This is a genomic window from Streptomyces sp. NPDC042364 (assembly GCF_056437585.1).
Map to the genome: position 1 here is coordinate 33639 of NZ_JBWKAJ010000016.1, position 19513 is coordinate 53151.

Genomic DNA, 19513 nt, shown 5'->3' on the forward strand with positions numbered 1-19513 from the left:
GCGGCTCCGCCGCGACGGGCGCGACCAACCCCCACGCACCCGTACCGCCGAAACCACCCGCACCCGCCGTACCCACCCGTGCCCCCGAGCCACGGGGCGCTCTGACCCACTCCCTACCCCAGCAACCCCGAAGACCGCCACATCCGCCGTCCGACCCCGCGCAGAACACCGATGTCGTCCAGGAAGTCGGTCAGGCGGCGCGCCCCCGTCTGCATGATGTCGCGGCGGTGCGCGCTCGCGCGCACCTGCGCGAGGGCCTCCCGCTGGTCGAGGCCGACATTCGTGTAGACGTCCGGGTTGATGAAGGCGACGGAGAAGACACGGGCGAACTCACCGGAGGTGATCCGGGTGAAGCCGCGCGACAGCCGAGGCGCGGTGACCATCTGGCGGCGCAGCTCCTCGCGGGCGTAGCGCACGTGCCGGGCCTCCTCGACCACATGGATCCGGGTCACCCCGCGGATGAGGGGCTGGACGCGCTCGTCCGGGAACGTCAGCCGCTGCATCCAGTCGAGGATCTCCTCGCCGAGCAGGGTCGCCGTGAAGGAGCCGGGGGTCGTGGAGATCGTCTTGAAGACACGGCCCAGGTTCTGGTGCAGACGGCTCACCGGGTAGTACGGGGTGTCACCCTTGCTGATCAGCCGGGCGAACATCTTCGAGTGCCGGCACTCGTCCTCGATCTCGGTCAGCGCGTAGCGCACATGCGCGCTGGTCGCGGCCTTGTCGTAGATGTGCCGCACGAGCAGCTGCATGAGGATGATCTCGAACCAGATGCCGAGCGAGGCCAGGGCGGCCGCCTCGTGCTGGGACAGGGCGATCCGCTGCTCCTCCGGCATGCGCTGCCACATCGGCGTCCCGTACAGCGACACCAGCTCCGGCGGCCAGAACCACTTCCCCGGTTCGAAGGGCGCGTCCCAGTCCAGCTCCTTGTCCGGGTCGAAGGAGTGCTTCGCGGAGGAGGCGAGCAGTCGCTCGGCCACCTGTTCCCGGTCCTTGAGCAGGCCGAGGGCGTCACGGAGCACCTCCGCCTCGGACACCGAGGTCACCGTCGTCATGGCTGTTCCCACCTCGTGGTACGGGGATTTTCGGTCAGTTACCGGCGGTCACCGCTTATGAGACTACTTGTCAGCAAGGGCGTCAATCCCTTGCGCGGTACTTGTTGACGACTCGTCTACCGGTGGGGGCGCGAGGCGCGGCCGGGTGGCGGGGCGCGCGGGCGGTCCGAGGGGCGCCGGGAGGGAAGGGTCCCGGGGCCGCCTGCGCCGGCCCCGGTCCGCAGACGGCCTCGCCGCCCGGCCGCGGGGCGTCAGCCGTCGGTGACCCCGGGAGTGGGCTCGGCGGCCGGTCCCTCCGCCGGGTCCGCCGGCCGCACGAACCACTCCCCGCGGCGGGACGGCATCTCCCGGTGTCGCCGCTGGTGCATGAACGTGGTCAGGGGGTCGATGTCCTGCCACTTCGTCAGGTCGGGGTGCACGCCCCGCAGAGGCCTGCCGTGCTCACCCGGCCCCCCTCAGTACCGCCCGCATCACCTCCCGCGCGATCGGGGCGGCGTCTCCACCCCCGCTGATCTCGCCCCGTACCGCGTCCGCGTCCTCGACCACCACGGCCACGGCCACCTCGGGCTCCGGAGCCTCATGGGACTGGGCCCAGCCGATGAACCACGCGTACGGGGTGCCGGAGTTGCCGATGCCGTGCTGGGCGGTGCCGGTCTTGCCGCCGACGAGGGCGCCGCGGACGGCGGCGTTGGCGCCGGTGCCGTCCGAGACGACGCCGAGCATCAGCTCGCGGAGCCGTCTGGCGGTGGTCGGGGTCATGGCCTGGCGCAGGATCCGCGTACCGGTGGCGGAGACGGTACGGCCGTCGGCCGTGGTCGTGCGCTCCACGAGGTACGGCGATCTGACGGTCCCCCCGTTGGCGACGGCCGCCGTGACCATCGCCATCTGCAGGGGCGTGGCCCGGGTGTCGAACTGGCCGATGGAGGAGAGCGCGAGCTGGGCCCGGTCCATCCGGGTGTCGAAGCTGCTCGGCGCGACGGAGAACGGGATGCGCAGCCCCGAGTTGTTGAAGCCGAAGGCCCGTGCCGTGTCCCGCATGGTGCCGAGGCCGACGTCGACGCCGAGTTTGGCGAACACCGTGTTGCACGACCACTCGAAGGCATAGCGCAGCGAGGCGTCCTCGCAGCCCTCGACCTCGTTCGATAGGGAGGTCGTGGTGCCCGGGAGGGTGTACGGCGCGGGGGAGCGGGTGGGGGCGTCGACGTCGCTGATCACCCCGGCGTCCAGCGCCGCGGCGGCCGTCACCACCTTGAAGGTCGAACCCGGCGGATACGTCTGCCGCACCGCCCGGTTGAGCATGGGCTTGTCCGCGTCCCCGTTGAGCCGAGCCCAGGCCCGCGCCGCCGACGCGCCGTTCCCGGACAGCAGGCCGGGGTCGTAGGAAGGGCGGGAGACCAACGCCAGGACCCGCCCGGTGGCCGGTTCGAGGGCCACGACCGCCCCCCGGCGGGCGCCCAGCCACCGATAGGCCGCCCGCTGCGCCGCCGCGTCGATGGTGGTGACGACCTCGCCGCCGGCGTTCTGGTCGCGGGTGACGTCGTTCCACAGGGGCAGGAAGGACAGCATCGGGTCGCTGCCGTCGAGGAGCGGGTTCTCGGCGTGCTCCAGCAGCGTCGTCCCGTACACCTGCGAGGCGAAGCCCGTGACCGGCGCGTACAACGGGCCCTCCCGGTACGTCCGTTCGTAGCGGAGCTGCTCTCCCGTGTCCTTCGAGCCGGTGACGGGCCGGCCGCCGACCAGGATGTTCCCGCGCGGCTGGCCCCAACGGGCGATCTCCGTACGCCGGTTGGCGGGATTGTCGTCGTACGCACGGGACTGGAAGACCTGGACGCGGGTGGCGTTGACCAGGAGGGCGACGAGCAGCAGGGCGCACAGCGCGGCGGCACGGCGGATGTACTTCGTCACGCGTCCCCCTCCGTCGGTCCGTCGTACTGCCTGCGGGCCGAGTCGCTCAGCCGCAGCAGCAGGGCCACGATGATCCAGTTGGTGACGACGGACGAGCCGCCCTGGGCCATGAAGGGCATCGCCATGCCGGTCAGGGGGATCAGCCCGGTCACGCCGCCCGCGATCACGAAGACCTGGAGGGCGATGATCGAGGCCAGGCCGGTGGCGAGCAGCCGCCCGAAGGGGTCGCGCAGCGCGAGACCGGCCCGGTAGCCGCGCTCGACCAGCAGGGCGTAGAGCAGGAAGATCGCCGAGAGTCCGGCCAGGCCCAGCTCCTCGCCCGCCGTGGCCAGGATGAAGTCCGACTTGGCGGCGAAGCCGATCAGGATCGAGTTGCCGAGGCCGAGCCCGGTGCCGAGCAGCCCCCCGGCGGCGAACGCGAAGAGCGACTGCGCGAGTTGGTTGGGTCCCCGCCCCGCCTCGATGGACGCGAACGGGTGCAGCCAGTCCTCGACCCGGACGTGGACATGCGGTTCCAGCCAGCCGACGGCCATCGCGCCCACCCCCGCGAGCAGCAGCCCCACCGCGATCCAGCCGGTACGGCCCGTGGCGACGTACAGCAGGATGACGAACAGGCCGAAGAACAGCAGCGAGGTGCCCAGGTCCCGTTCCAGGACCAGCACCCCGACGCTCAGCAGCCAGATGGTGACGATCGGCCCGAGCACCCGCCCGGTGGGCAACTGGAGGCGCTTGAACCGCCAGACCTGGCGCCCGGCGTACGCCAGCGCGTTGCGGTTGGCCGCGAGATAGCTGGCGAAGAACAGCGCCAGCAGCACCTTCGCGAACTCGCCCGGCTGGAGGGAGAACCCGGCGATCCGCACCCAGATGCGGGCGCCGTTCACCGGCGGGAAGAGGATCGGCAGCGCCAGCAGCGCCAGCGCGCCCACCACCGAGACATACGCGTACCGCTGGAGCACCCGGTGGTCCCTCAGCAGGACCACGACCACGATGAACAACCCGATGCCCAGCGCCGACCAGTTCAACTGGGCGGGTGCCGCATGGTCGGCCGGTGTCTCCAGGTCCAGCCGGTGGATCAGCACCAGCCCCAGCCCGTTCAGCAGCACCGCGATCGGCAGCAGCAGCGGATCGGCGTACGGCGCCCGCAGCCGCACCGCCAGATGGGCCAGCAGTGCGAGCACGCCGAGCCCGGCGCCGTAATCGGCGGCGCCGGGCGGGACGGTGCCGTTCTTCGCCAGGCCGACGGCGCAGTAGCCGTACACGGAGAGCAGGACGGCCACGACGACGAGGCAGAACTCGACGCCTCTGCGCCGGGGGAGGCGAACGGCGGGCGGGGACGGGTCGGCGGGGGGATCCGCCGCCAGGGTCGTTCCGGCCTTGGTGGTCATGCCCGGAACTTACCCAAATGGAATGTCTTGTGCGCCTTGTCGCTCAGCTCAGCACCAGCGTGGCGTCTTCCAGGTGTCGATGTAGCGGGCCGAACCCCAGGCCCAGGTGCCGTCGGTGAGCAGGTACCAGAGCCGGTTGCCGTCGATGGACTGTCCCTGGGTCTTGCAGAAGATCTTGACGATCTGACCGTAGGGCGCGACCCGGATGACCGCGCCGCCGCGGTTGGGCGCGCTGCGCAGGATCAGCCCGGAACGGGCCGTGACCTTCCCCTTGACGGTCTTGTCGTGGAGGCCGGCGTGGCCCCGGCTCTCGCCGGCGGCGGCGGGAGTGGTGGCCGCGAGCGCCACGAGCGCGCCGCCGGCGGCGGCTATGCCGAACCGCATGAACAGAATCCGCAGGGACATGTGATGCTCCTCCAGAAAGGGGGCGAAGCTGACTAATCGCCACATTAGGAGGAGGGGGAAGGGGGCGCCTTCCGTGTTGGGCCATCGGGGAAGGTCCCGCGTCCCGGACGTGCGGTCAGTCCCCGCGTACGGGCAGCCGCAGCGTGGCCGTCGCACCCCCGTCGCACGCGTTGCGGAACTCCAGCCGCGCCCCCAGCACCTCCGCCTGCCCCACGGCGATCGTCAGCCCCAGCCCGTGCCCCTTGGCGGAGCCCTCCGTACGGAACCGCTGCGGCCCGTCGGCGACGAGGTACTCCGGAAACCCGCCCCCGTGGTCCCGCACGGTCACCACCGGCCCGTTCACGGTGAGCACGACGGGAGGTGCCCCGTGCCGGTGCGCGTTGGCCACCAGATTCCCCAACACCCGCTCCAGCCGCCGCCGGTCGGTCTCGACGCAGACGTCCTCGGCGACACGGACCTCCGTGCCGGAACCGGCGTGCGCGGCCACCCGGCCGGCCAGCACACCCAGCCGGACCTCCTCCAGGTCCAGCCGCTCGCTCCCCGTCTCCAGCCGGGAGATCTCCAGCAGGTCCTCCGTCAGCGTCCGCAACGCGGCGACCCGGTCCCGCACCAGCTCCGTCGGCCGCCCCGGCGGCAGCAGTTCGGCCGCCGCGTGCAACCCGGTCAGCGGCGTCCGCAGCTCGTGCGCCACGTCCGCCGTGAACCGCTGCTCGCTGAGCAGCTTCCGCTGGAGCGTGGACGCCATCGTGTCGAGCGCCGCGGCGACCGCGGCCACCTCGTCCCGGTACCGCGCCGGAACAGTCGTACGGGGATCACCGACCCGGGCGTCCAGATCGCCCGCGCTGATCCGCCGCGCCACCTGGGAGGTCGTGCGCAGCCGCCGGGTGACACGGGTGATGCCGAGCGCGCCCAGCGTCAGCGTCACCCCGATCGCCAGCGCCGACGAGCCCAGGATGGCCCGGTCGAGCCCCTCGATCGTGGCCGCGCTCTGCGCGTAGTCGAGCCGTACGGCGAGCGCCCGGCCGTCGGCGGGGGTGGCCGCCCACATCGCCGGGTGGCCGTCGACGACGCCGACCATCGTGCCGCGCCGTCCGTCCTGTGCCAGCGCGCGCAGCGCCTTCGGGAGCCCCGGGGGATCGATCGCGGCGTCCGGCGGGAGCCGGTTCCCGGCCTCGTACGCCCGGGTCGCGGTCTCCAGCCGGCCCAGAGCCCGCGAGCGGGCGTCGCTGACGGTCTGGTGGGTGACCGAGACATGCACGAGGGCACCGAGCAGCGCGGCCAGACCGCAGCACATCACGGTGATGAAGGCCAGCGCCTTCCAGGTGAGCGAGGCGGCCCTGCGGCGCAGCCCCGGACGCCTTCCCGCGCCGCGCGGCACGGGCTCTCCGGCCCGTATGACGGGCTTCTCCGCCCGTATCACGGGCGCTCCGACGACGGGGACGACGACGGTGACGGCGACGGGGCCGACGGCGTGGGCGACGCCGCGGAAGCCGAACGGGAGGGAGCGGGCCCGCCGGACGCCCCCGGCGACCTCCCGACCCGCAGGATCTCGTCCCGGGTGAGCAGCATCGCCCGCTGCTCGGCGTCCCATTTCCACTGCGTGCGGTACTCGTAGCCGACGATCGCCGCCGGGGAGCGGATGATCACGGTGCGGCCGGCGAGCTCGACCGCGATCACCGCGTCATCGCTGGCCAGCACCTGCACCAGCCGGCCCTTGCGGAAGGTGTACATCCGTACGGCCGTCTGGTTGCCCGGCAGCAGCCGGAAACCCAGCACCATGTCGTCGTGCCCGTCGCCGGTGATGTCCCGGTAATAGGCCTCCAGGACGGGGCACTCGTCCCGGTCGCCGCCCGTGGCACAGTCGGCCATGCGCCGGGCCGTCCCGCGGTACGGGGCCCCGGAGTCCGTGTAGAAGTCGGGGTGCGCGGCCACCTCGGCGCGCACGACCGCCACCGGGTCCACCTTCCGGATGTCGTCGCCGGGGACCGTGACCCCCTTGACCACCTCGGTCTCGGCCTCGCCGAAGTCGTAGGCGGGGGAGGAGGCGGGCGGCTGCCCGGGCCAGAGCCGGGTCGGGCCGTTCGCGGTGGGTGTCGCGCCCGCGCTCACCAGACCCCCGGAGTCGCCGCAGCCCGTCAGCGGCAGGACGACGGCCGCGACGGACGCGGCGCCGACGGCCACGCGTGCGGAGCGGCTGCGGAACACGGGACTCCTGGAGGACGGTGTTGGGTCCCGTACACCTTATGCGCGGCCCGCTCCGCCCTAATCGGCGAGTTCCTCCAGCTCCTCCAGCAAGCGGACGGTCGGCAGCCCGGTGTGCAGATACTCCACGAACAGCTCGTTGTGCAGCGCCCACGGCGAGCGGCGGGTGCGGATCAGCCGGATCGCCTCCTCGGCGGAGTGCCCGTCGCGGATCAGCGCGTGCGCGACGACCAGACCGGACCTGTTGTAGCCGTGGAAGCAGCGGACGAGGACCTTCCGGCCGTCCTCCAGCGCGTCACAGGCGGCCTGTGCCAGCCGCATCACGCCCGCCAGCTGCGTACCGTCGAGCGGTCCGTCCGGGATCGGCCACACATGGTGCTCGACGCCGTCGCCCGGACCGTACCCGGGCAGGCGCAACAGGGACAGCACGAGATCGAACTCATCGCCCACGACGGCGAATTCGACTTCACCGGTGCGGGTCCGCCCCGCGAACTCGTGCCCGCCCATCCACAGGCCGGGCACGATCTCGCTCCACGGTTCGCGCGGAGCCGGAACGTCGGGTTGCTTTCTGCGCGGCGGCAACGGCGGCCTCCCCAAGCCCCTGACGACGGGTCGTCCCCTCAAAGGTATCCGGGTTCTTGCCGATGGAGCACCCCGCCTGTTCCCATGGTCTGGGGTGATGGTCCATGGACGGACTGCGCGTCATACCGACCTGGCGGCACGGACGGGAGCGCCTGTACGTGTGCCGCACCGACGGGAGCAGCGTCGCCTGGTACGACCGTGAGACGGGCCGGGTGAACCTGCTCAGCGAGGAGTCGAGAGCGGACGTGCTCGCCGCCCTGGGCCCGTTCGTCACCGGCCCGGTCACGGTGGGCCCACCGCCCGTGCCGACCGCCGCCGAGCTGGCCCGGCTGAGCCTGCACCCCGACGACGACCTCGCCCCCAACCGCCCCGGCGAGGCCCTGCTGATCGACCTCGACCGCGACCCCGGGCCGCCGCGCCGACTGCGCCCCGACCCGCGCCGCCGGGCCCTCGCGGCGGAACAGACGGTCGGGGCGGCGCTGGACGGCCTGGAGGGCGCGGGCTGGCGCACCCTGCACTCGCTGCCGCTGCCCGGCGGAGACCGCATCCACCATCTGGTGATCGGCCCCGGTGGCCTGTTCTGCGTCCACTCCCTCTACGCCCGCAGGCAGCGTGTCACGGTCGCCGACCCCCTCGTCGCCCTCGGCCGTCAGGAGCCCCGCCCCCTGCTGCGCCGGCTCCGCGCCGACACCGACCGGGCCTCGTACGCCCTCACCGCCGAGGTCCGCGCCGTCCTCGCCCTCGTCGAACCCGCCGGCCTCCGGGTCAGCGCGCCCCCGCGGGAGGCCCGCGTCCTGACGGACGGCGACCTTCCCGACCTCGCCCGCACCGGAGGCATGCTCAAACCGGCGGACATCGAGGCCCTGTACGCGGCCGCCAGGGACCGGGGCACCTGGACGAGGGTGTGAGCGCAGGGCGCCGCCGAGGGCGAAGGGGCCGGGAGCAGCGGTCCTTCGGTGACGAGGGGCGGTCGCTTCGGCGGAGCGGCCGGGGTGGGTGGCTTCGTGGCGGAGTGCCTGGGGAGAGGCGGGGTGGCTCCTCGGTGAAGTCCCGGGTCCTCAGAGCGGCGGGTGGGTGTCCCGGGCCTCAGGGCGGCGGGTGGGTGTCCCGGGCTTCAGGGCAGCGGGTGGGATGCGGTCGGGTCGAGGAGGGGGGCGAGCAGGTCGCCGTAGTCCTGGAGGCGGGGGGCGATGTCCGGTGCCCGGAAGACCAGCTGCCCGGGGGAGGCGCACTCCTCGACCTCGGTCCAGGTGACCGGCGCCGACACGGTGGGCTCGGTGCGGGCACGCAGGGTGTAGGGGGCGGCCGTGGTCTTCCGCGCGGCGTTCTGGCTCCAGTCCACGAACACCTTCCCGGGGCGCAGGCTGCGCGTCATCCGGTGGACGACCCGGCGGGGCATCGCCTCCTCCGCCTCCACGGCCAGCTCCCGGGCGTACTCCGTCACCCGCTCGGACGACGCCCCGCGCACCGCGGCCAGCAGATGCAGCCCCTTCGACCCCGACGTCTTCGCGTGGACCTCGATCCCGTCGGCCGCCAGCCGCTCCCGAAGCCAGCAGGCGACCTCGCAGCACTCCACGACGGTCGCGGGCGGCCCCGGATCCAGGTCGAAGACGATCCGGTCGGCCTCGTCTGGCGAGCCGACGGTCCACTGGGGCGTGTGGAACTCGGTGACGAGGTTCGCCGCCCACATCAGACTGGCCAGGTCCTGCACCAGCACCATCCGGGACGGCCCCTCCATCCGCCTCACCTCGGCCGTCGTGACCCACTCGGGGGTGCCCGGCGGCACGTTCTTGGCGAAGAAGAGCTGGCCGCCGGGGCCGTCCGGGTAGCGGAGGAACGAGACGGGCCGGTCCCGCAGATGGGGGAGGAGGGCGTCCGCGGTGGTGGCGTAGTAGTGCAGCAGCTCGCCCTTGGTGAAGCCGGTCGCCGGATGGAGGACCTTCTCCAGATTCGACAGGGCGACCCGGTGGCCCTCCACCTCGGTGATCGGCGTCATGCAATGAGAATGGCATGAAAAGGGGACAAAGCGCCTCGGGTGCGGGCGGTCGACCGTCGGCGGGCGAGGGTGACCGGCCGGGGATACGGTGTGGATGACTCGGCAGAACCCATCCGAAAGGTGTGTGCTGCTCGTGCGATCCATCTGGAACGGCGCCATCTCCTTCGGCCTGGTCAGCATCCCGATCAAGCTGGTGAACGCCACCGAGAGCCACTCCGTCTCCTTCAGGCAGATCCATACGGAGGACGGCGGCCGCATCCGCTATCGCAAGGTGTGCGAGCTGGAGGAGCGTGAGGTCACGCAGGGGGAGATCGGCAAGGCGTACGAGGACGCCGACGGGACGATGATCCCGATCACGGACGAGGACCTCGCGTCGCTGCCGATCCCGACCGCCAAGACCATCGAGATCGAGGGCTTCGTGCCGGCCGAGAAGGTCGACCCGCTCCAGGTGGACGCCGCGTACTACCTGGCGGCCAACGGCGTGCCGGCGGCCAAGCCGTACACCCTCCTGCGGGAGGCGCTCAAGCGCAGCGGGAAGGTCGCCATCTGCAAGTTCGCGCTACGGGGGCGCGAGCGGCTCGGGATGCTCCGGGTGGTGGACGACGTACTCGCCATGCACGGTCTGCTCTGGCCCGACGAGATCCGTACGACGGAGGGGGTCGCGCCCGACGGGAACGTCACCGTCCGCGACAAGGAGCTCGATCTGGCCGATGCCCTCATGGAGACGCTCGGCGAGGTCGACCTCACCGAGCTCCACGACGACTACCGCGAGGCCGTCGAGGAACTCATCGCCGCGAAGGCCTCCGGCGAGGAACCGCCGGTCGCGCCCGCCCCGGACACGGGCGGCAAGGTGCTCGACCTGATGGCGGCGCTGGAGAACAGCGTGCGCGCCGCCAAGGAGTCCCGGGGCGAGGACGTCGCCGACGTGACCCCCATGCGCACCCCCAAGCAGCCCGCCGGCAAGAAGTCCACGGCCGGCACGAAGAAGTCGGCGCCCTCGGCCGCCTCCGCCAAGAAGTCCACGTCGAAGTCGTCCCAGGGCGCCCAGAGCACCCAGGGCGCCAGGAAGACGACGGCGAAGAAGTCGACGGCGAAGAAGACCACGGCGAAGAGCACCGCGACGAAGAGCACCGCGAAGAAGACCCCGGCCAAGAAGACGACCCCCCGCAAACGCCCGGCCTGAGGCCCCCCGCCCCGGCCGCCGCTGGGGGAGGCTGCATTTCGTTGGGGGCGCCTGCGGCCAGGTCGGGGCGGCTGCGGCGTCCGCGGCCGGTACCCCTCCCCGCGTCCACGGCCGGTACCCCCGCGTCCGCGGCCGGTACCCCCGCGTCCGCGGCCGGTACCCCGGCGGCCACGGCCCGTGCCTCCGCACGGAAGACCCGTGCCCGCGACGGTCGTCGTCGGCCGTCGTCAGCTCGTCCGCGGTTCCCTCACAGCACCTTCGCCCGTACCAGAGCCGAGAGGACCAGCGTTCCGGGCAGCAGCGGCAGCCACACCGTCAGGACGCGGTAGCCGATGACCGTGGTCGTGGCGACCGACGCGGGCGCTCCGAAGGCGACGAGGGTGAAGACGAGGGCCGCGTCCACGGGGCCCAGGCCGCCCGGCGCGGGCACCGCACCGGCGGCGGTGCTGGCGACCAGGTAGGCGAAGACCATCTGGGGCCAGGACAGCGACAGCCCGAGCGAGGTCCCGACGGAGGCGACGACGGCACCCTGGCACAACGGGAACGCGGCGGCCCCGCCCCACAGCGCGAGGGCCCGGACGGGCCGGCTGTGCACGAGCCGCGTGTCGGTCAGCGCGGTCCGCAGCCCCCCGATGAGCGGCTGCCGCAGCGGCCGTACGGTCGTGATCAGGGTGACCACGGCGGCCACGCTGACCCCGGTGATCGCGCCGGCCAGGGCCAGCGTCTCGCCCTTCGGAAGCAGCTCGGTCAGCTTCAGCGTGCCGGGAAAGACGACCAGGAACGCGAGGATCACCAGCGTCTTGGCGACGGGTTTGACCGCCGAGTACAGCGCGAGCGAGGCCGTGGCCCGGGGCAGGGGTATGCCCCGGCCGCGCAGGAAGCGCAGGACCACCGCGTGCGCGCCGATGTTGCCCGGCAGCGCGTGGCCCGCGGCGCCCGCCGCGAACTGGGTCGCGATCAGCTGCCCCGGCGGCAGCCGCTCGGGCACCGCGCCCTGCCGTACGAACGCGGCGGCCACCGAGCACAGGGCGGTGAAGAGGACCCCGGCCAGCAGCCACCGCGGGTCGGCCGAGACCAGCCGGGTGGCACCGTCGTACACCGTGCGCCAGTCGACCGCGGCCCACCCCCCGAGCAGCAGCAGCGGCAGCAGGGCGAGCGTGAGGCGCAACCGGCGGGCGGTGGCGGCGGAGCGGGAGGGGACGAGCCGGCGGAGCCCGCCGGGGAGGCGGCTCCGGAGGCCGGTGGGGAGAGTGAGCGTGGAGCAGGGCGGCTCGGGGGCGGGATCAGTGGCGGCGGGCCGCGCGGGGTGCGGCGCGTCGAGCGGAAGCGGATACAAAGGGCACGTCGTCCTTCCGTGTCGCCGCCGGGCGGACGGGGACCGGACCGGCGGAGGCAAGGCGTGACAAGAACGAGGGGGATGGCAGGAGCGTTCCCTTCGGATGTGACGCTCAAGTGCGGGGGAACCGGATTCCCATCGCCGCCGGAGCCACCGTATGGCACCCGTACAGGCGTTTTGCATTCTCCCGTTCCCTTGTGCGAACGATGTTGTGATTCGTGTCACGCGAGGTCTAGGGTTGTAACGCTTGGCAGGCCCCTCGGGGCGCGCGCCGAGGGGCGGCGAGCGGCCGGGAGGCCTCCGTGCGAGGGAAGTGATCCCGTTGTCCGTCGCCTGGGACGACATCGGCGGTCTGGTCGATGCGCACGAGCGTTTCCTCGCCGGCGCGCGGGTCGACGCGGACGTCCGCGACCCGGTGCTCGACTCCTGGAAGCGCTGTCGTTCCGCGGGGCTCGAACCGGACCGGCTGCTGATCCCCTATGCGCCCGACCTCACCATGGAGGACCCCTTCCTCCGCGCGGCGGACCCGGTGCTCTCCCAGCTCACCGCCTCCCTCTCCAACGTGAGCATGACCATCGTGCTCTGCGACGGCCAGGCCCGGATGGTCCAGCGGCACGGCGGCGACCGCCGGCTCCTCAGCCGTCTCGACGAGGTGAACTTCGCCCCCGGCTTCTGCGCCTCGGAGGCCGCCGCGGGCACCAACGGCGTCGGCACCGCCCTCGCCGAGCGCGGACCCGTGTACGTCCTCGGCCGCGAGCACTTCGCCGACTGCCTCTCGCTGTTCGCCTGCGCCGGCGCTCCCGTCCGCAATCCGCTCAGCGGCCGGGTCGAGGCCGTCCTCGACCTCACCTGCCTGCGCGACGACGGGGACCCCGTCATGCTGCGCCTCGTCCGTGAGGCCGCCCACGACATCGAGGCGCGCCTCCTGGAACAGGCCACGGACCGGGAGCGTGCCCTGCTCGCCGCGTACCGCCGGGCCGCGCGGGGCGCTCCGCCCACCGAGGCATGGCCCCGCCAGCCCGACGACCCCGCCTGGACGCGGGGGCCGCACGGCCACGACGTCGAGCCCCTCGGCCGGGTCGCCCTGTCCGTCCTGCGCGAGAAGGCCGAGGAACTCATCGCCTCCCCCCACCTCACCCTCGACCAGGTGGTGCTCCCCGGCGGCCGCGTCGCCACACTCCTCCGCCGCCCGATCATGGGCGCGTCGGGCGAGACCGGCGTGGTCGTCGAGGCACGGGTCCTGGGCGGCCCCCACCTCCGGCACACGGAACCGACGGCGTCCACGCCGCCGGCGACCCCGGGAACACCGACGGGGCTGCCTTCGCCTACGCCGCCGGGGACGCCGACGGGGCTGCCCCCGCCCGCGCCGCCGGGGACACCGGCAGGGCCGACCCCGCCCGCGACGACCACACCGGGGGCGGGAGGCGCGCCGCCGGACGCGACCGCCTCGGCCGCGCAGGCCCTTCCGGCCGCCGCACCGTCCGCGCCCCCCGGCACACTCCCCGCCGCCCAGCCTCCCCGCCCGGCGGCACCTGTGCGCCCGACCGTCGTCCTGCGTACGTTCGTCCCGCCCTCCGCCCCGCCGCAGGCTCCGCCGACGCGCCTCGCGCGACCCGCACCCGCCCCGCCGCCCGCACCCGCCCCGCCGCCCGGAACCTGCGGCGACACGGCCGCGGATCCCGGCGCCGGCCCGGTCGCCGACGCCTGGCCGCTGCTCGTGGGCGAACCGGGGGTCGGCCGACTGGCGGTGCTCGCACGCCGTCGGCTGGAGCTGCTGCACGACGCCGGTATCCGGATCGGTACGACGCTGGACGTCACCCGTACCGCCGAGGAGCTGACGGAGGTGACGGTCCCGAGGTTCGCCGACTTCGCCGCCGTGGACCTGCCCGACTCCGTCCTGCGGGGCGACGAGCCCGACCCGCTGGGGCAGGGCACGTCACTGCGCCGCGTCGCGCTGGGCGCCGTCCACCGCGACTCGCACCTGTACGAGGCCGGCGACCGCGTCCAGTACGTCGCCTCCACTCCCCAGGCCCGCAGCTGGGAGACCGGCAGGTCGGTGCTCGAACCCGTCCTGGCCGAGGCCGGCGGCTGGCTCGCCCAGGACCCCGAACGCCTCGAACGGGCGCTCGCGGCGGGCATCCACTCCCTGATCACCGTGCCGCTGCGGGCCCGCGGCACGACCCTCGGCGTCGTCAGCTTCTACCGATCGCAGCGGCCCGCCCCGTTCGAGGACGACGACCTGTCGCTGGCCCAGGAACTGGTCGGCCGCGCGGCGATCTGCATCGACAACGCCCGCCGCTACACCCGCGAGCACAACACCGCCCTCGCCCTGCAGCGCAGCCTGCTGCCCCGGGGGCACCCCGAGCAGAGCGCGGTCGAGGTCGCGTACCGCTATCTCCCGGCGCAGGCGGGCGTCGGCGGCGACTGGTTCGACGTCATCCCGCTGTCCGGCGCCCGGGTCGCCCTGGTCGTCGGGGATGTCGTCGGTCACGGCCTGCACGCCGCCGCGACCATGGGCCGGCTGCGCACCGCCGTCCACAACTTCTGCTCCCTGGACCTGCCCCCGGACGACCTCCTCACCCACCTCGACGATCTGGTCGCCCGCCTCGACCGGGGCGAGGGCTGGGCGGTGGAGAACACCCACCAGGACTCCGGCATCATCGGCGCGACCTGCCTCTACGCCGTCTACGACCCGGTCTCCCGGCACTGCACCCTCACCCGCGCCGGGCACCCCCTGCCGGCGATCGTCGGCCCCGACGGTCATGTGGACTTCGTCGACCTGCCGTCCGGGCCGCCGCTCGGCCTCGGCGGCATGCCGTTCGAGACGGTCGAGCTGGAACTGGCCGAGGGCAGCCGGCTGGTCCTCTACACCGACGGCCTGATCGAGGACCGGCACCGGGACATCGACACCGGCCTGGACCGCCTCCGTGCCGTCCTGGCCGGCGACGACCGGGCCCCGGAGGACACCTGCGAGGCGGTCCTCGACGCACTGCTGCCGACCCGGCCGAGCGACGACGTGGCCCTGCTCGTCGCCCGCACACACGCGCTGGGCGCCGAACGGGTGGCCCAGTGGGAGCTGCCCAGCGACCCGGCGGTCGTCTCCCGGGCCCGTGTGTCCGTCATCGAGCAGCTGACCGACTGGGGCCTGGACGACCTGGCACACACCGCCGAACTCGTTGCCAGCGAACTGGTCACCAACGCCATCCGCCACGCCACCGGCCCCGTCCAGCTGCGGCTGCTCCGCGACCGCGCCCTGATCTGCGAGGTGTTCGACGGCAGCGGCACCTCACCCCGGCTGCGCCGCGCCCGCACCGAGGACGAGGGCGGCCGCGGCCTCTTCCTCGTCGCCCAGCTCACCGAACGCTGGGGCACCCGCTACACCCCCGACGGCAAGATCATCTGGACCGAACAGCCGCTGCCGTGACATCCGGGCCGGAACGGCGGCCCCGGGGCGGGCCCGGGAGGGGGAAGTAGACTCGGCCCCCATGAAGATCATCTGGGCATGTCCGTGACACCCCGGAGGCTCCCGCCACCCATGTCGCCCCCCGACGCGCAGGCCGTCACCGCCCCCGTCCCCAGCCGGGTCGTCGTCTGCCGGGACTGCTGCTGCGGCACCCCGAAACTCCCCGGTGTCGACCACGAGGCCCAGACCACCCGGCTCCGGCAGACGGTCCCCACCCGCATCTCCACCTGCCTGGACGTCTGCGACCAGGCCAACGTGGTCGTCGTCCAGCCCTCCGCCGCGGGCCGCGCCAACGGAGCCCGCCCGGTCTGGCTCGGCCTCGTCAACGACCCCGACGCGACCGAGGACATCGTCGCCTGGGTGAGGGCGGGCGGCCCGGGCGTGGCGCCGATGCCCCCCATCCTCGACCTGTACGTCGTCACACCGCCCCACCGGAGGGGAGCCGTGTGACGAGGGGGCGGGCGCCCGCCCCGACCGGCACCCGGCCCCCGGCAACGGACGGCCTCCACCCTTACCGCCCGCAGCCCCCGCTCACCCGCGCAGGTACTCCCCGAGCCGAGCGATGGCCGACGGGTTCCGCGGGCTCTCGACCAGGTCGACGTAGTCGAGGACGAAGATCCGCCGGTTCTTGACCGCCGAGACGTTCCGCAACGGCCCGTACGACAGCAGGAACTCCTTCTTCCGCTCGGCGCTCACCTCCCCGTAGTCGCAGATGACGATGACCTCCGGATCCCGCTCGACGACGCTTTCCCACCCCACGGTGGTCCAGGAGTCCTCCACGTCGTGCATGACGTTGACCCCGCCCGCCTCGCTGATGATCTGCTCGGGCGCGGCGTACCGGCCCGAGGTGAACGGCTGTTCCTGCCCGCTGTCGTACAGGAACACCTTCGGCCGCGCCGCCCCCTCGGGCGCCTTCGCGCGCACGGCGGCGACCTGCTCCTTGAACCCGGCGACGAGCGAGGCGGCCCGCTTCTCCACCCCGAACAGCTTTCCCAGGTTGGTGAGGTCGGTGTACAGCGCCTCCAGCGGCGGCATGATGCCCCGCGAGGTCTGCGTTCGGCCGTTGCGGCAGGACTCCGTGAGGACGTACGAGGGTATGCCGAGCTTCCTCAGCGCCCGGGGCGTGAACCCGGCCTCCTCGCGGAAGCCGTAGTTCCAGCCGGCGAAGACGAAGTCACCGCGCGCGTCGAGGACGTTCTCCTTGGTGAGCTGGTCCTTCGACAGCCACGTGACCTTGTCGTAGCCGTCCTTCCAGGGCACGCCGCGCAGATCACCCTTGTCGTCGGGCATGGCGAACCCGGCCATACGGTCCTCCAGCCCCAGCGCGAACATCAGCTCGGTGATCCCCACGTCATTGGTGACCACCCGTTCCGGGACCTTGTCGTACGTCACCTTCTTCCCGCAGTTGGTGAGCGTGACGGAGGCGGACGCGGCGCCCCCGTCCGCCTCGACCGTCGCGCCGCACCCGGTGGCGGTGACGGCCGTGACGAGACAGAGCGCGGCGACGAACAGCTTGCGCATGGAGAGTCCTTACGTGTGGGTGGGCGGATGCCGGTCGAAGGCGTCGTCGGGCAGCGGAAGCCGGTCGAAGAGCAGCTGCACCGCCCCGGTCTCGGGATGCCGTACGGGATGGGCCCGGACCCCGAACACCCCGGCGAGCAGTTCCGGCCGCAGGACGTCGTGCGGTGCGCCGGAGGCGACCACGCGCCCGCCGTCGACGACGTACAGCGCGTCGCAGTACGCGGCGGCCAGATTGAGGTCGTGCAGAGCCGCGAGCACGGTCAGCCCACTGCCCCTCACCAGGGACAGGACGTCCAGCTGATGGGCTATGTCGAGATGGTTGGTCGGTTCGTCGAGGACGAGGACGCGGGGTTGCTGGGCGAGCGCCCGCGCGATCAGCACCCGCTGTCTCTCACCACCGGACAGCCCGAGGAACCCCCGGTCGGCGAGATGCCCGACCCCTGTGCGCGCCATGGCCTCGGCGCAGATCTCCCGGTCCCCGGCGGCCGTCCGCTCCCGGTGCGGCAGCCGCCCCATGCCCACCACCTCGGCCACGGTGAAGTCGAACTCCGACGCCGACTCCTGGGGCAGTGCGGCCAGCAGACGCGCCGCCTCCCGGGCGGGCAGGGCATGCGCGTCCGCCCCGCCGATCCGCACCACACCCGAGGCCGGCCGCAGCGCCCGGTACACACACCGCAGCAATGTCGACTTGCCGCTGCCGTTCGGCCCGACGAGCCCCACGAAGGCCCCGCCGTCCACCGCGAGCCGCAGGTCCTCGACGATCCGCCGCCCGGCGACCTCGACACTCACGTCCTCGACCCCGAGCGACACACCTGACCCGCCCCGGGGCGGGTCTGCGCCCAGGTCGGCCCCCTGTTCGCCGGGCAGGTCGGCGCCCGCGCCGTCTCCTTGACCGCCGGCCCCACCGGCACCCGCGTCGGCCGCCGGGCCGCCGGACATCCCGCCGCCCGCGTCGTCGCGCGCCCCCGCCCCGCCACCCGCACCGCCGCCCGGAACGGCCCCCCGCGCGCCGGACCGCACCCGCCACGCACCGGGCCGAACCCGCACGGCCCCCCACCCGCCGAACCGCAGACCCCCACCCACACCGTCGCGCCGCATGGTCACCGCCCTCCGAACGCGTAGCCGCCCCGCCGCATGAGCAGCAGGAACACCGGCACCCCGACCACGGCGGTGATCACCCCGACGGGCAGCTCGGCGGGCGCGAGCAGCAGCCGGGACAGCACATCGGCCCAGACGAGCAGCACGGCCCCGACGAGCGGCGCGACGGCCAGCACCCGCCGGTGATCCGCCCCGACCACCATCCGCACCACATGCGGCACCATCAGCCCGACGAACCCGATGGCCCCGCTCACCGCCACCACCGTCCCCGTCACGGCGGCGGTGACCACGAACAACTCCCGCCGCAGCCGCTCCGGCCGCACACCGAGCGCGGCGGAGGTCTCGTCCCCCATGGCGAGCGCGTTGAGCGCCTCGGCCCGCGTCCGGAGCCACACCCACCCGGCGGCGACCGTGAACGCGGCGATCGGCACCTGCGCCCAGGTCGCCCCGCCGAGGCTCCCCAGCAGCCACATCATGGCCGCGCGGGCGGCCTCGCCCCGGGCGGCCCCGAACACCATGACCGTCGTGACGGCCTCGAACCCGTACGCCAGCGCCGTCCCCGTCAGCACCAGCCGCAGGGGCGTGAGCCCGAACCCCGACCTGGCCACCCCGTACACCAGCGCCATCGCCACCAACGCGGACCCGAACGCCGACACCGACAGCGCCCACACCCCGAGCCCCGCGAACGCCCCCAGCAGGATCACCGCGTTGGCCCCCACGGCAGCCCCGGAGGAGATGCCCAGTACGAACGGATCGGCCAACGCGTTCCGCACCATGGCCTGCACCGCGACCCCGACCGCCGCGAGCCCCGCCCCGACCACGGCCCCCAGGACCACCCGGGGCAGCCGTATCTCCCAGACGATCGTGTACGCGGCGACATCCGCGGCCCGGATGCTCCCCCCGGTCCCCCCGGCCCACAGGAACCGGAACACATCCCCCCACGCGACCCCCGCCGCCCCGAGCCCCACCCCGCACACGACCGACCCGGCCAGCACGAGACTCAGCCCGACCACCAGCACAGGCACAGACACGCGCCTCGGAACGGGCCCACGGCCGACGCCGCTACGACGCTGCCCTTGGCCCTGCCCCTGCCTGGGGCTGTCACTGTGGCTCTGACGCACGATCGAGGCGGTCCTCAGTCCTCCGGGCCGCCTGCGGAACCTCACGCAAGGAGACAGCCCGTACGACCGGACGGCCGCGCGGTCCCCTCTCGCAGTCCACGGCGAGCAGTCAACGGGTCGCACCCCTCATGGGCAATCGGGCTCGCGCACGGACCGTCGGGTCCCCACGCACACCGTTGCGGGTCAGCGCCGGATTCCCACCGGCTTCCCCCACGAGAGGCCCGGCGAGCCTAGCACCGGCCGTATGCCCGCCCGCACGCCCCG

At 73.4% G+C, this 19513-nt stretch carries 17 protein-coding genes; 4 read left to right on the top strand and 13 right to left on the bottom strand.

Translation table 11 applies throughout. The annotated features are described in order from the left end of the window. Positions 1 to 113: 113 nt before the first annotated feature. The 8 genes from AC067N_RS27580 to AC067N_RS27615 all read right to left on the bottom strand — a co-directional run bounded on the left by AC067N_RS27580 (position 114) and on the right by AC067N_RS27615 (position 7531). Positions 114 to 1052 (bottom strand): AurF N-oxygenase family protein, encoded by a 939-nt coding sequence (locus AC067N_RS27580; protein ID WP_478681575.1) that lies wholly within the window; start codon positions 1050 to 1052, stop codon positions 114 to 116. A 251-nt stretch (positions 1053 to 1303) separates the two neighbouring features. Further along, complete coding sequence (locus tag AC067N_RS27585) at positions 1304 to 1471, bottom strand: DUF3291 domain-containing protein (RefSeq protein ID WP_478681576.1); 168 nt, start codon at positions 1469 to 1471, stop codon at positions 1304 to 1306. Between the two features lie 22 nt (positions 1472 to 1493). Then, positions 1494 to 2957 (bottom strand): penicillin-binding transpeptidase domain-containing protein, encoded by a 1464-nt coding sequence (locus AC067N_RS27590; protein ID WP_478681577.1) that lies wholly within the window; start codon positions 2955 to 2957, stop codon positions 1494 to 1496. Beyond that, on the bottom strand, positions 2954 to 4342 hold the full coding sequence (locus tag AC067N_RS27595; protein WP_478681578.1) for an FtsW/RodA/SpoVE family cell cycle protein: 1389 nt from the start codon (positions 4340 to 4342) through the stop codon (positions 2954 to 2956). Before AC067N_RS27595 ends, AC067N_RS27590 begins: the two co-directional genes overlap by 4 nt. Before the next feature lie 48 nt (positions 4343 to 4390). Next, on the bottom strand, positions 4391 to 4747 hold the full coding sequence (locus AC067N_RS27600; RefSeq protein ID WP_478681579.1) for an SH3 domain-containing protein: 357 nt from the start codon (positions 4745 to 4747) through the stop codon (positions 4391 to 4393). A 115-nt stretch (positions 4748 to 4862) separates the two neighbouring features. After that, positions 4863 to 6125 (bottom strand): ATP-binding protein, encoded by a 1263-nt coding sequence (locus AC067N_RS27605; RefSeq protein WP_478681704.1) that lies wholly within the window; start codon positions 6123 to 6125, stop codon positions 4863 to 4865. A gap of 38 nt (positions 6126 to 6163) precedes the next feature. Beyond that, positions 6164 to 6952: a hypothetical protein gene (locus tag AC067N_RS27610; protein WP_478681580.1), complete on the bottom strand. Its 789-nt coding sequence runs from the start codon at positions 6950 to 6952 to the stop codon at positions 6164 to 6166. A 57-nt stretch (positions 6953 to 7009) separates the two neighbouring features. Further along, positions 7010 to 7531, bottom strand: coding sequence for a protein-tyrosine phosphatase family protein (locus AC067N_RS27615; RefSeq protein ID WP_478681581.1), 522 nt, complete (start codon positions 7529 to 7531; stop codon positions 7010 to 7012). A gap of 104 nt (positions 7532 to 7635) precedes the next feature. Here AC067N_RS27615 and AC067N_RS27620 point away from each other — a divergent pair, with 104 nt between their 5' ends. Next, positions 7636 to 8439: a nuclease-related domain-containing protein gene (locus tag AC067N_RS27620; protein WP_478681582.1), complete on the top strand. Its 804-nt coding sequence runs from the start codon at positions 7636 to 7638 to the stop codon at positions 8437 to 8439. A gap of 206 nt (positions 8440 to 8645) precedes the next feature. Here the strand turns inward: AC067N_RS27620 and ligD are convergent, their stop codons facing one another. Continuing rightward, positions 8646 to 9527, bottom strand: coding sequence for a non-homologous end-joining DNA ligase (ligD, locus tag AC067N_RS27625; RefSeq protein WP_478681583.1), 882 nt, complete (start codon positions 9525 to 9527; stop codon positions 8646 to 8648). 133 nt (positions 9528 to 9660) lie between these two features. On the opposite strand from ligD, the gene ku reads away from it, so the two are divergent. After that, complete coding sequence (gene ku, locus AC067N_RS27630; protein WP_478681584.1) at positions 9661 to 10710, top strand: non-homologous end joining protein Ku; 1050 nt, start codon at positions 9661 to 9663, stop codon at positions 10708 to 10710. A 247-nt stretch (positions 10711 to 10957) separates the two neighbouring features. Here the strand turns inward: ku and AC067N_RS27635 are convergent, their stop codons facing one another. Further along, positions 10958 to 12046: a lysylphosphatidylglycerol synthase transmembrane domain-containing protein gene (locus AC067N_RS27635; protein ID WP_478681585.1), complete on the bottom strand. Its 1089-nt coding sequence runs from the start codon at positions 12044 to 12046 to the stop codon at positions 10958 to 10960. A gap of 313 nt (positions 12047 to 12359) precedes the next feature. Here AC067N_RS27635 and AC067N_RS27640 point away from each other — a divergent pair, with 313 nt between their 5' ends. Further along, positions 12360 to 15470: a SpoIIE family protein phosphatase gene (locus AC067N_RS27640; RefSeq protein WP_478681586.1), complete on the top strand. Its 3111-nt coding sequence runs from the start codon at positions 12360 to 12362 to the stop codon at positions 15468 to 15470. Between the two features lie 111 nt (positions 15471 to 15581). Continuing rightward, entirely contained in the window at positions 15582 to 15959 is a 378-nt protein-coding gene (locus AC067N_RS27645; protein ID WP_478681705.1) for a (2Fe-2S) ferredoxin domain-containing protein, read from the top strand. A gap of 81 nt (positions 15960 to 16040) precedes the next feature. On the opposite strand, the gene AC067N_RS27650 is transcribed toward AC067N_RS27645, so the two are convergent. From AC067N_RS27650 to AC067N_RS27660, 3 genes are all read right to left on the bottom strand, one after another. Further along, positions 16041 to 17030 carry an ABC transporter substrate-binding protein gene (locus tag AC067N_RS27650; RefSeq protein WP_478681587.1) on the bottom strand — a complete coding sequence of 330 codons (990 nt, stop codon included), beginning with the start codon at positions 17028 to 17030 and terminating at the stop codon, positions 16041 to 16043. Positions 17031 to 17039: 9 nt separating this feature from the next. Further along, positions 17040 to 17840: an ABC transporter ATP-binding protein gene (locus AC067N_RS27655; RefSeq protein ID WP_478681706.1), complete on the bottom strand. Its 801-nt coding sequence runs from the start codon at positions 17838 to 17840 to the stop codon at positions 17040 to 17042. 290 nt (positions 17841 to 18130) lie between these two features. Continuing rightward, on the bottom strand, positions 18131 to 19153 hold the full coding sequence (locus AC067N_RS27660; RefSeq protein ID WP_478681588.1) for a FecCD family ABC transporter permease: 1023 nt from the start codon (positions 19151 to 19153) through the stop codon (positions 18131 to 18133). Between the last annotated feature and the right edge of the window lie 360 nt (positions 19154 to 19513).